Here is an 11,982-nt window from a genome sequence, read left to right as displayed (position 1 = left end):
ATCATCCCCTTATTCCCTGTCACGGAAAGAACCACGGTTAGATCTGCGCGTGCTGGCCACCTCTTCGCGCATAATCTTGCGCATCATGTTTTCCAGCTCCTGCTGTGTATATTTTCCGACATCATGGAAATGGATATGCACATCTGGCATGCCAGCTGATGCCGCATAAACAGGGGTATTCTCAGATCGTTGTGTGGCAACCGGTACATACAGAATGCCACCGCCCGCCACCGCTGAAACACGCGGTACGGGCTGCGGAATAACGCGGGCTTCCTGATAAGCCCCACGCAGCGCCAGCGCCTGCGGCAGATTCTTAAACACAATGTCGCCGGGGCCGACTTTCTTCGTGTTATCTGCCGTGGCTTTCGTGTTGTCGGCTATCTTGCTGAGGTTCTTTGTCGCGCCAGAATTTGTCCCGGTCAGGACACCGCCCGGCGGCTGTAGAGGGCCAACAAATTCAGGCGTTCCGTCAGGCTTCTTCGGGTTAACAACAGCTAAATCCCCCTGAAGAAGTGCGATCCTTCCCTGCAATGTTGCTGACGCCTGAGCCTCTTCAATTCGCCTGCGGGCGCGCTCCGCCTCGTCTGGCAATACACCCAGTTTTTCCAGAATCCAGCCCAGCGTATCCAGCAGGATCTTTGCGGGGGTTAGCACCAGCTGCAAAGCACCACCGATGACATTACCGAACGTCTCACCGGCACTGGCGCATTTATCCAGGGTTTCTTTGCTGGCCTCCATCGGGGTGAGTAGCTCCTTGAACCACTCCCATGCGGTTTTTATCGCATCACCAATGGCTGAAAATATCGGCGCAAACGGGGCCAGTGCGTCCCTGACCGGCGCAAGCGCCTGCCAGACTCCAGCAAAGAATCCACCAAAGAATGCCTTTATCGGCTCCCAGTATTTCCAGATAAGCAGACCGGCAGCGATAAACGCAGCGGCAATCAGCCCTGGAACGCCCAACAGCCCGGCCAGAATGGTGCGCAGGCCGGTCAGTGTCAGGTTGAGCGTTGCAATGTTGGTGCCTGCCGTCACGCTGGACAGCCCCATCATGCCGATAGCCAGCTTCAGCTTTGCAAACGGGCCGAGGATGAACGATGCGGCCAGACTGGCAATGCCGATGACGCCAACCAGCGCCGTCAGCGCTCCTGCAGCAATCAGCAGCCCCTGCGTCAGCTGCGGGTGCTCTTTCATCCAGCCCTGCATGCTGGTAACGGCTGATGTAATGCCCTGCACAAGCTGCCTGAGCATGCCGTCCAGACTGGCCATCGCACCGGTGCGCAGGCCGTTAAAAGCGCCACCCAGCTTGCCAATATCACCGGCCAGATTATCGCGCAGCGTATCGCCAACTTTATCGGCACTCCCACGCGTATCACCCATCTGATCAGACACGTTTGCCAGGGCAGAAAGGAACGCCGGGATCTGGTCTACGGAAAGATCTTCAATCGGTGTGCCGAACAGCGAAATAGCCGCATTGGCCCGCGTGGCCGGGTCCTGAATCTTCAGCAGCCCCTGCGCTGTCTTCTGCATCGCCGCACGCGCACTGTCACCCCCTTTCGCGATCGAGGATGACATGGCGGCTGCGTTAAGCCCGAGTTCTTCATAGGCTGCGACGCTGTTCTTTGACATATCGGAGCCACGGATCGAGAACTCTTTGATCGCATCCCCGGTTTTATCCAGCGCAAACTTGCCCTGTTTGGACATATTGACCAGCAGCGACATCGCCTCTGCGCCGGTAAAACCCATATTGCGAAAGTGCGTGGAATATTCGTGCAGGATTTCCGGTAGTTCACCGCGCATCTGCGTTGAAACACGCTGCATGCCTGCGGTGATCAGGTCCATCGCTTCATCGCTGTTACGCGCGAGGCCGTTTTTCATCATGATCCCGGCCATCTGGATATTTTCGGTCATATCCCCGCCGAAAACTTTCTGCATATCCATCGCTTTGCGCGATATGCGCGTCAGCTCGTCGTCGCCCACGTCGCCCAGCGCACCCAGCGTGCTGCGAACTGCTGCAACAGACTCCGCAATGCGGTTTAGGTCATTACTGACGCCGGAACTGCTCAGGCTCTGAATGATGCCCGAATAACGCCCGGCACCTGCGGTACCCTCGCCATTCTGTGCGGCAATGACGGAAGCATGCTGCTGTGTTTCCACTTCCGGTGCCATCAGGCGTGCGCCCAGATAACCCGCGCCAGCAGCACCGGCCACGGCCATCGCGCCAGCACCGCGCATTTTCCCTGCCACCTGCTGCGCACGGTCATAGCGCTGCCGCGCCTGCGTCACGGCGGCCAGCTGTCGTCGCTCCCGTTCCAGAGTCTGGTTAAACTGCTCCAGCCGTCGTCGTGCGCTTTCTGTTGTCGCCACGCCGCCAGCCAGGGACACGCCGTGGCGGCGCAGTGCTTCGGAGGCCAGCCGCAGGCCGTTTACCTCGGAATCACGCTTAGCCTTGAGCCTGTCCAGCTGCGCCGCCAGATTCGTCATCTGCCGACGCTGTTTATCCGTCAATGCTACGCCGGACTGCTGTGCCCGCTGCAACCCCTCCAGCGTGGCGCTGGTTTCATCAATTTTGCGGGAGGTTTTCTGGACGTTGTCGCGCAGCCGGTTAAACGCCACGGACTGGCGCTCCACCTCTCTGACGGCGTTCTGTGTCGATTTGAGTGATTCAGAAAGACGGCCAGCAGCAGCGCTGGCCGCATTTACGGGGCGGGATAGCCTGTCAATTGCACTGAACGCAACGCGAATACTAAGATCCATCGTCGTCATCCTCCTCGTTGTTGCCGCTTCTGATGGCCGCCCGTTCGCGCCAGGTCATCAGTTCGCGCAACTCCATGCCGTACATGGCAGAGGGCGGCCAGTGAAAAATAACCGCGATGTCGGCGATCAGGTCGTCGACATCGGAAAAACGCGCTTCTCTTACTTTTTCGCCGCTGCCGCCGTGCTCGATGCTGACGGCTCCGCTTTCGTCAAAAAAGGCGTGATTTCTTCGCACAGCGTCACGAAGTCACCGGTTTCAAGCGAAGCAATATCCGCAGCGGTGAGCGTCGGTGTGGCAACACGGGTCAGCAGCGTGGAAACAGCGGTGTAATCAAAGTTCAGTACATCCACCAGGCGCAGACCGCGCAGGGAGCCTGCCTGCTTGATAGTGTCATTGATGGTGATGCTGGTAATGATCTGGTCGCCACGAACAATCGGGGTATTCAGCGTTACGGACATAGTATTCTCCGGGCGGCCCGCAGGCCGCCATAAGGGTTAAATTAAGGGGGTTATCAGCTGCCGAGGCCCAGCGCAGAGGTAATGCGATCCGGGTACAGGTTTTCGCCGTTGCGCTTATAGATAAAGTTCAGCAGGTCGATTTCCAGCAGCGGCTTATCATCCACGGACAGCTTGTAGTAGGTGTTTTTGATCGCGTAGGTGTGATTAGTGTCATCACCCTGCTTCGAATCACCCGGATCGATTTCCGTGATGCGTCCACGCATTTCAACCTCAAGCAGTGAACTGGTGCCACCACTGTAGATTTCACCGACAAAGCGCAGGCGCATCCCGTCAATATCACCGCCGTACTTGAGGATAAGCTCCTGCTCAACGCCGCCGACAATCATTGACGCATCCAGCGCCCCGGAATCCAGGCCGAGATCGACCGCCACCTCGCCGAGCATGCCGCCGCCCTGATAGCCTTCCGTTTTACGGGTGATTTTCGGCAGGTTAACACTGGGGATCTTGCCGATATGGTTAGTGCCATCGACAAACAGCGTGAACAGGCGGAGTTTTTTTGGAATAGCCATTTACGCGCTCCCAAGCGACGCAAACGCCGCTTCGTAATACACATCGGTGAAGGTCTGGATCATCGTCAGATCTTCCAGCGGCGGTACCGGGCTGTAGTTGTAACGCACCACCGCTTTACCCTGGCGAATGCCGGTAGTCGGGTTATCGACGATATCAAACCAGCACGCCGCGCCAATCAGCTTACCGGCGGTCACCAGTGCCTGAAGTTTGGCATTGATGCCGCTTACCACGTCTTTGACGTTAGCTGGTGTCAGCGGCGTATCAACCGTGGTGAATTGAGCCTCTGCGATGGTGTCAGCCAGGATCTGCGCGGTTCGCGTGTACACTTCGAAAATGTACTCTTCGGTGTCTGTACTGCGGTTGCCCCAGAAGCGGAACCCGTCACGCTTAATCAGCGTGGTGATCTCATGCGCGTTGAGCTCGTTGGCGTCGGAGTCTTCCGCCTGCAACGCCCAGAACACGTCCTTCGAAATCCCCAGCACGTTTTTAACCGCCACGTTGGACAGCGACTTATGCCAGCCCTGTTCACTGTCAATCAGCGCACGCAGGCCGAGTGCATAGGCTACCGCCGGGAACACTTCGTTAACGCCTGTCTGCGGGTTAAAGGCGATGAAGTTCGGCCAGATAAGCATACCTTCACGCTCTGCGAACGTTTCGCGGTAGGTTTTGGCCTCCGCAATGGTTTCGCAGCCGTCGCAGTAGCTGTAAGAGAATGCCCGCAGCTGCTTCGCGATAACACGCAGCTGTGCGGTCACTTCTTCAGTGTCGTACTCCGGCACGCCAAGAATACGCGGGCGATAACCGGTTTTCTGCTCCGCAGTCAGCAGCGCAAACATCCCGGTGTAGCTGCCATCTGCCTGCGTCCCGCCGATAATCAGCTGTGACTGCGTTGGCGCACCGTCAGCCGTTCCGGCTGCTGCCACGCGCACCACAATTACGCGGGTGCTGACCTGGTCGGAAATCGCCTTCAGTGATTTGTACAGCGAACCGGTTTTACCGGCCTTGCCGAGTACGCTGATAACCCGCGTGACCAGCACCGGCGTATTAAGTGGAAAAGCTAACGGGTCAGCGTCGTCGGCAACAGCGACCAGGCCAATAACGGTTGAATCAATGTCATTGATTGCCGTCTGGAGGTCGGTGTTTTCCTGGACGCGTGCCCCGTGGAAAAAGTTGTCGGTCATACTGTACCGCCATCATGTTTGTTGAGTTCGGGGATGATGTTCGCTGAATTACGCGCCCCGGACACGCACTGGCGGTTGTTGCAAGACGCCGACAACAACGGGCAGTTTCCGCCATCGCGCGCGCATGAAAACATCAGCGCCGGAGGAACGAAAATGGCGCTGACGACAGACACGATAGGCAAGGCGAAAACGCTGCTGGATGACGGCATGAAGAACCTGCGGGAGTATCAGGACAGCCTGTCACGGGTACCCGCATTCAGCGTCATGATGGGCGGTAAAGCGCTGACGCAACTGGACCCGCGCGTCATCTCGCTGGAGCTGACCGACAATCGCGGCTTTGAAGCCGACGAACTGACTATTTCGATTGATGACACGGACGGTAAGCTGGAGCTGCCGCCGCGCGGTGCTGAGCTGTCCCTGTCACTTGGCTGGACTGGCGAACCGCTGGTTTACAAAGGAGTTTACACCGTTGACGAGGTGGCGTATTCAGGGCCGCCGGACAGGATCGACATTACCGCCCGCAGTGCCGATTTTCGGGATGAATTTAACGTCAAGCGTGAGGTGTCATGGCATGACGTCACCGTTGAGCGCATCGTGTCTGCGATAGCCAGGCGCTACAAGCTAACACCTGTGATTTCCGAACAGCTGATGAAAGCCGAAATCGACCACGCCGACCAGACACAGGAAAGTGATATGTCATTCCTGACACGCATGGCGGAGCTGCTGGGAGCCATTGCAACGGTGAAGAACGGCGCGTTGCTGTTTATCCTTCCCGGCGGCGGCATCAGTGCGCGGGGCATCGCCCTCCCGCAATTTGCGCTGACGCGTTCAAGCGGCGACCGGCACTCATTCCGTATTGCGGATCGGGACGCTTACACCGGCGTGCAGGCGAACTGGCTGGATCTGGATTTTGGCAAAAAGAAAGCCGTCACCGTGAAAAAGCGCGCATCAAAGCCGAAGCCTGAAAAGCCCGCAAAAAGCAGCAGCCGTGAGGGGGATTATATTGCCGGTGAAGACGGGAATTTATTTGTGCTGCGCTCGACGTACAGCAATGAAACAGCGGCCCGCCGTGCAGCTGCTGCGAAATGGCAACAGCTCAAACGCGGTGCGGCAGAATTTTCGCTGACCCTGGCTGCTGGCCGGGCCGACCTGTATCCGGAGATGCACGGCACGGTATCCGGGTTTAAGACCGAGATCGATAATCAGGACTGGGTATTATCGCGTGTAAGCCACACGATTGATGACGGCGGATTTAAAACCCGCCTGGAGCTGGAAGCAAAAATACCGGAGTGGATTGCAGAAACGACGACATAACGGTCATAATAACAGCGAGTTCAACTCCCATGAGGGAGCCATCATGTTTATTTGCCCGATCTGCGGCGCTCACGCCCGTACCCGCACCAGCCGTCGTCTTAGTGAACTGACAATACGCCAGTATCATCAGTGCCAGAATTTAGAATGCAGCGAGACCTTTACCACCCTGAACAGCGTAGAAAAGCTGGTGACTAAACGCGGCCGCCGCGAACCGTTACCGCCGGACTTTATCCCCAAAGATGCGTTTCCCGTATCGCATTACGGACGCGATCAACTAAACCTCGCCCTATAAAAAAAGCCCCGCATCAGAAGCGGGGCTTTTAAGTTAATGTACGGTGCAGTAACTGAGTTGTGGTCGCAATGTGGACATTAAAATTAAAAAAACCGATTTAAATCAATAAGTTGTATTAATGAAAAAGGCCGCTTGCGCGGCCTTTTTGAATTGCGAATATCAGTCTTCTTTCGGTGAAGCGTTTTCTACCCGGCTCTTCAACTTCTGACCAGGACGGAAAGTCACTACCCGACGGGCCGTAATCGGGATGTCTTCCCCGGTTTTTGGGTTACGTCCCGGACGTTGATTCTTGTCGCGAAGGTCGAAGTTGCCAAATCCTGACAGTTTGACCTGCTCACCGTTCTCCAAAGCACGACGCACTTCTTCAAAAAACAGTTCTACCAGCTCTTTGGCATCCCGTTTGCTAAGCCCAAGCTTCTCAAACAGATATTCAGACATTTCAGCTTTTGTAAGCGCCATAGGTTCAATCCCTCAAGGATGCTTGGAATCGCTCTTTCAGTGCCTCTACACATTTTGCAACGGTAGCGGCAATCTCCTCTTCTTCGAGTGTCCGGCTGGTATCTTGCAAAATCAGGCTGATAGCGAGGCTCTTGAAACCCTCATCTACGCCCTTACCACGGTACACGTCAAACAAGTTTACGCCAACTACCTGATTTACGCCAACTTTCTTACACTCCGTGATGATATCTGCTGCAGGGACGTTTTCCGCCACCACAACGGCAATATCACGGCGGTTTGCCGGGAAGCGCGAAATGCCGCTGACGTCAGGCAGGACGCGGTCTGCGACCTTATCCCACAGCAGCTCAAACACCACCGTACGACCGTTAAGATCCAGTTTTCGCTCAAGTTCCGGGTGCACCACACCGATGAATCCGATGGCTTCGCCGCGTAAATAAATTGCCGCGCTCTGCCCCGGATGCAGCGCCGGATTAGCTTCGGCTACAAACCGGATCTCATCGAGCTTGCCGGTAAGTTCCAGCACAGACTCTAAATCACCTTTCAAATCATAGAAGTCAACGGCCTGACGCGCCAGATCCCAATGCTCTTCATTGCGATTGCCGGCGATAACGCCAGACAGCATAACCTCCTGACGGATACCCAGGTTTGCCTGCGTATCAGGAACAAAGCGCAGGCCGCTCTCAAACAGGCGCACGCGGGACTGCTGGCGATTCTGGTTATACACCACCGCACCGAGCAGGCCGCTCCATAGTGACAGGCGCATCGCCGACATTTCTACTGAAATCGGGCTTGGCAGCACCAGGCTCTCTTCACCCGGATGCAGCAGCGCCTGAATTTTCGGGTCAACGAAGCTGTAGGTAATCGCTTCCTGGTAGCCCTTATCGACCAGCAGGGACTTCACGCGCTTCAGGGACAGGTCCGCTTCACGGTGTTGGGTCATCTCCAGAGAGGCCAGGACCGGAACGTGCGGAATATTGTTGTAGCCGTAAATGCGGGCCACTTCCTCAACGAGATCCTCTTCAATCTCCATGTCGAAACGCCAGCTTGGGGCCGTTGCCTGCCACTCGCCGTTGCCAACGGTCACTTCGCAGCCCAGGCGGGTCAGGAAATCGGTGACGTCCGCATCGGCAATCACATGGCCAATCAGGCGGTCCAGCTTCTCGCGGCGCAGCGTGATGGTGGCGCGCTTCGGCAGGTATTCCTGATTCGTCACATCGATCAGAGGACCGGCTTCGCCGCCGCAGATATCCAGCAGCAGGCGCGTGGCGCGCTCAATGGCTTTGTGCTGCAGCGCAGGGTCAACGCCGCGCTCGTAGCGGTGGGACGCATCGGTATGCAGGCCGTGACGGCGCGCACGCCCGGTAATTGACAGCGGGCTGAAGAACGCGGATTCCAGCAGCACGTTCTGCGTCTCTTCGTTAACGCCCGAGTGCTCGCCACCAAAGATGCCGGCCATCGCCAGCGCCTTACCGGCATCGGCAATGACCAGCGTATCGTTTTTCAACGTGGCTTCGCTACCGTCCAGCAGAGTCAGCTTTTCGCCCTCTTCCGCCAGGCGCACAATGATTTCGCCATTGATGCGATCCAGATCGAAGGCGTGCATCGGCTGGCCGAGTTCCAGCAGGACAAAGTTGGTGATATCCACCACCGGATCGATCGAGCGGATGCCGCAGCGGCGCAGCTTCTCTTTCATCCACAGCGGAGTTGCTGCTTTGACGTTAATGCCTTTAACCACACGCCCCACGTAGCGTGGGCAGGCTTCCGGTGCGGTAACGCTAATCGGGAACGTGTCAGCCAGCGTGGCCGCGACCGGTAGAATTTCCGGCTCAGCCAGCGGCAGCTTGTTCAGCACCGCCACGTCGCGCGCCACGCCGATAATACCCAGGCAGTCGGCGCGGTTTGGCGTCACGCTAATTTCAATGGTGCTGTCGTCCAGCTTGAGGTATTCGCGGATATCGGTGCCAACGGGCGCATCCAGCGGCAGCTCAATGATGCCCTGATGGTCGTCGGAAATTCCCAGCTCGGAGAAGGAGCACAGCATCCCTTCGGACGGTTCGCCGCGCAGTTTAGCGGCTTTAATTTTGAAATCACCCGGCAGGACGGCACCGACGGTGGCAACCGCCACTTTCAGCCCCTGACGGCAGTTTGGCGCGCCGCAGACGATATCCAGCAGGCGATCGCCGCCCACGTTGATTTTAGTTACGCGCAGTTTATCGGCGTTAGGGTGCTGGCCGCATTCAACCACTTCACCCACCACCACACCGTGAAATGCACCGGCGACGGCATCAACGCCGTCAACTTCCAGACCGGCCATGGTGATTTGATCGGACAGGGCTTCACCGTCAATGGCCGGATTAACCCATTCACGTAACCAGAGTTCACTGAATTTCATTGGTTTTACCCGCCCTTATTTAAACTGTTTGAGGAAACGTAAATCATTTTCGAAGAAGGCACGCAGGTCGGTCACGCCATAGCGCAGCATGGTCAGACGCTCCATACCCATACCGAAGGCAAAGCCGGAATAGACTTCCGGGTCAATTCCGACATTGCGCAGAACGTTCGGATGCACCATGCCGCAGCCCAGCACTTCCAGCCATTTACCGTTTTTGCCCATGACATCCACTTCCGCGGACGGTTCGGTGAACGGGAAGTAGGAAGGACGGAAACGGACCTGCAGATCGGCTTCGAAGAAGTTGTTCAGGAAATCGTGCAGCGTGCCTTTCAGATTGGTGAAGCTGATGTTTTTATCAACGATCAGGCCTTCCATCTGATGGAACATCGGGGTATGGGTCTGATCGTAGTCGTTACGATATACGCGGCCCGGCACAATGACGCGAATCGGCGGCTGCTGAGCCTCCATGGTACGGATCTGCACGCCGGAAGTCTGGGTACGCAGCAGGCGTTTGGCATCAAACCAGAACGTATCGTGGTCGGCACGCGCCGGGTGGTGGCCCGGAATATTCAGCGCATCAAAGTTGTGATAGTCATCTTCGATTTCAGGCCCGGTTTCCACCGAGAAGCCCAGTTCACCAAAGAAGGTTTCAATACGATCGATGGTACGGGTAACCGGATGCAGGCCGCCGTTTTCAATGCGGCGCCCCGGCAGGGATACGTCGATAGTTTCCTGAGCCAGACGGGCGTTCATCTCCGCAGATTCCAGCGCATTCTTTTGCGCGTTGAGCGCGTCCTGCACCTGCTGTTTAGCTTCATTGATTACCGCACCGGCTGCCGGACGATCTTCCGCTGGCAGTTCACGCAGGGTAGTCATCTGCAGGGTAAGAAGCCCTTTTTTCCCCAGGTATTCGACGCGTACGTTATCTAACGCGGCGACATCCTGAGCATCATTGATGGCGGCTTTCGCTTGCGCCACCAGGTCTGCGAGATGTGACATGCTTTCCTCTTCTTCCAGCCACCGTGGCCGGTCTGTTTTTAGTCTTTACGATAACATCGTTACGTGTTCAGCACCGGAACGAAAAAAGCCTCCACGTGGGAGGCTTTTAGCGCGATTTTTCGTTTCTTTTCTTTGCGCAAAAGCCCCCGATAATCAGGTGCTAAAGTAAAAAAAGAAACGAAAATTAGCATTCATGCTTATTGTTACCTGGTGGATTGCTGGAACCGTTCTATTGAAATGCCCGGAGGCATAAAAGTCAATCTTTTGCTTAGGTTACAGGCAATAAAAAAGGGGAGACAAGCTCCCCTCTTAAAATCCGGCTTACGCCAGAGCTGCTTTCGCTTTTTCTACCAGAGCAGAGAAGACTGCTTTGTCGAATACGGCGATGTCAGCCAGGATCTTACGGTCGATCTCAATAGAAGCCTTTTTCAGGCCATTGATGAAGCGGCTGTAAGAAATACCGTTAGTGCGGGCTGCTGCGTTGATACGCGCAATCCACAGCTGACGGAACTGACGCTTACGCTGACGACGGTCGCGGTAAGCATACTGACCAGCTTTGATAACTGCCTGGAAGGCAACGCGGTAAACACGTGAACGTGCTCCGTAGTAACCTTTAGCTTGTTTTAAGATTTTTTTGTGACGTGCGCGAGCAACTACACCACGTTTTACACGAGCCATTTAGCTCTCCTGTTAATATTCTGAAAGTTTAAAAAAAATACTTATGCGTACGGCAGGCAGGCAATAACCAGACCCAGATCGCCTTTAGACACCAGACCTTTCGGACGCAGGTGACGTTTACGCTTAGTAGATTTTTTAGTCAGAATATGACGCAGGTTAGCGTGTTTACGCTTGAAGCCGCCAGAAGCGGTCTTCTTGAAGCGCTTGGCCGCGCCACGTACAGTTTTAATCTTTGGCATTTAAAAAATATCCACTTCGCATTGTTAATAAAATGAACCAGACAGGCGAATCACACCGCACGCCGAAGCGCACGGCAGGATTACTTTAGGGCCTACTGTTTCTTCTTGGGAGCGAGCACCATAATCATCTGACGACCTTCGATCTTCGTAGGGAAGGATTCGACAATTGCCAGATCGATATCTTCACACAGATCTTTACGGACGCGGTTAAGCACTTCCATACCGATCTGCTGGTGCGCCATCTCACGACCGCGGAAACGCAGCGTGATTTTAGCTTTATCGCCATCTTCCAGAAAGCGAATCAGGTTGCGTAGTTTTACCTGATAGTCGCCATCATCGGTACCAGGACGGAATTTAATTTCCTTAACCTGGATAACTTTTTGCTTTTTCTTCTGTTCCTTAGAAGATTTGCTCTTTTCATAAAGGAACTTGCCGTAATCCATAATACGGCAAACGGGCGGCTCGGCGTTAGGGCTGATCTCTACGAGATCAACGCCTGCTTCTTCAGCTTTTTCTAAAGCTTCATTCAGACTGACAATACCAATCTGTTCGCCATCGACGCCAGTCAGACGAACCTCAGTGGCGCGAATTTCTCTGTTAATGCGATTAGGACGCGCCGGTTGAACTCGTTTTCCGCCTTTAATA

Annotated in this window: 13 protein-coding genes, 1 pseudogene and 1 other annotated feature; of the genes and pseudogenes, 2 read left to right on the top strand and 12 right to left on the bottom strand. The window is 55.5% G+C overall.

Going from position 1 to position 11,982, the window contains the following annotated elements; translation table 11 throughout:
- Positions 1–9 precede the first annotated feature (9 nt).
- From PGH32_RS06040 to PGH32_RS06020, 5 genes are read right to left on the bottom strand one after another with little or no spacing between them, the layout of a single operon-like run.
- The gene (locus PGH32_RS06040; protein ID WP_337893475.1) at positions 10–2,754 is read right to left on the bottom strand and encodes a phage tail tape measure protein; all 2,745 of its coding nucleotides are present in this window, start codon (positions 2,752–2,754) and stop codon (positions 10–12) included.
- Complete coding sequence (locus PGH32_RS06035; protein WP_337894268.1) at positions 2,744–2,884, bottom strand: GpE family phage tail protein; 141 nt, start codon at positions 2,882–2,884, stop codon at positions 2,744–2,746. Before PGH32_RS06035 ends, PGH32_RS06040 begins: the two co-directional genes overlap by 11 nt.
- A 29-nt stretch (positions 2,885–2,913) precedes the next feature.
- A complete protein-coding gene (locus PGH32_RS06030; RefSeq protein WP_337893474.1) occupies positions 2,914–3,213 on the bottom strand; it encodes a phage tail assembly protein in 300 nt (99 codons plus the stop codon).
- Positions 3,214–3,266: 53 nt separating this feature from the next.
- Positions 3,267–3,782, bottom strand: a complete 516-nt coding sequence (locus PGH32_RS06025) for a phage major tail tube protein (RefSeq protein ID WP_337893473.1) — start codon at positions 3,780–3,782, stop codon at positions 3,267–3,269.
- Positions 3,783–4,964: a phage tail sheath subtilisin-like domain-containing protein gene (locus PGH32_RS06020; RefSeq protein WP_337893472.1), complete on the bottom strand. Its 1,182-nt coding sequence runs from the start codon at positions 4,962–4,964 to the stop codon at positions 3,783–3,785.
- Positions 4,965–5,117: 153 nt separating this feature from the next.
- Between PGH32_RS06020 and PGH32_RS06015 the strand changes: the two genes are divergently transcribed.
- A complete protein-coding gene (locus PGH32_RS06015) occupies positions 5,118–6,278 on the top strand; it encodes a phage late control D family protein (RefSeq protein ID WP_337893471.1) in 1,161 nt (386 codons plus the stop codon).
- 43 nt (positions 6,279–6,321) lie between these two features.
- Entirely contained in the window at positions 6,322–6,570 is a 249-nt protein-coding gene (locus PGH32_RS06010) for an ogr/Delta-like zinc finger family protein (protein ID WP_205064792.1), read from the top strand.
- 159 nt (positions 6,571–6,729) lie between these two features.
- On the opposite strand, the gene ihfA is transcribed toward PGH32_RS06010, so the two are convergent.
- The 7 genes and pseudogenes from ihfA to infC form a co-directional block, all read right to left on the bottom strand.
- A complete protein-coding gene (gene ihfA, locus PGH32_RS06005; RefSeq protein ID WP_017802142.1) occupies positions 6,730–7,029 on the bottom strand; it encodes an integration host factor subunit alpha in 300 nt (99 codons plus the stop codon).
- Between the two features lie 4 nt (positions 7,030–7,033).
- Positions 7,034–9,421, bottom strand: a complete 2,388-nt coding sequence (gene pheT / locus PGH32_RS06000) for a phenylalanine--tRNA ligase subunit beta (RefSeq protein ID WP_337893470.1) — start codon at positions 9,419–9,421, stop codon at positions 7,034–7,036.
- A 15-nt stretch (positions 9,422–9,436) separates the two neighbouring features.
- Positions 9,437–10,420: a phenylalanine--tRNA ligase subunit alpha gene (gene pheS / locus PGH32_RS05995; RefSeq protein ID WP_314421926.1), complete on the bottom strand. Its 984-nt coding sequence runs from the start codon at positions 10,418–10,420 to the stop codon at positions 9,437–9,439.
- 78 nt (positions 10,421–10,498) lie between these two features.
- Positions 10,499–10,623 (bottom strand) — a sequence feature (Phe leader region).
- Positions 10,574–10,615: pseudogene (locus PGH32_RS05990) on the bottom strand (hypothetical protein). Its footprint overlaps the feature before it by 42 nt.
- Before the next feature lie 118 nt (positions 10,624–10,741).
- A complete protein-coding gene (gene rplT / locus PGH32_RS05985) occupies positions 10,742–11,098 on the bottom strand; it encodes a 50S ribosomal protein L20 (RefSeq protein ID WP_105594995.1) in 357 nt (118 codons plus the stop codon).
- Between the two features lie 41 nt (positions 11,099–11,139).
- Positions 11,140–11,337 carry a 50S ribosomal protein L35 gene (gene rpmI / locus PGH32_RS05980; RefSeq protein ID WP_010275699.1) on the bottom strand — a complete coding sequence of 66 codons (198 nt, stop codon included), beginning with the start codon at positions 11,335–11,337 and terminating at the stop codon, positions 11,140–11,142.
- Positions 11,338–11,429: 92 nt separating this feature from the next.
- Positions 11,430–11,981 carry a translation initiation factor IF-3 gene (gene infC, locus PGH32_RS05975; protein ID WP_072166329.1) on the bottom strand — a complete coding sequence of 184 codons (552 nt, stop codon included), beginning with the start codon at positions 11,979–11,981 and terminating at the stop codon, positions 11,430–11,432.
- Position 11,982: the final 1 nt, after the last annotated feature.

The sequence above is a fragment of the Erwinia sp. SLM-02 genome (assembly GCF_037450285.1).
GTDB lineage: Bacteria > Pseudomonadota > Gammaproteobacteria > Enterobacterales > Enterobacteriaceae > Erwinia.
The sequence above is the reverse complement of the archived record's forward strand: the minus strand, read 5'-3'. Positions and strand labels throughout refer to the sequence as shown.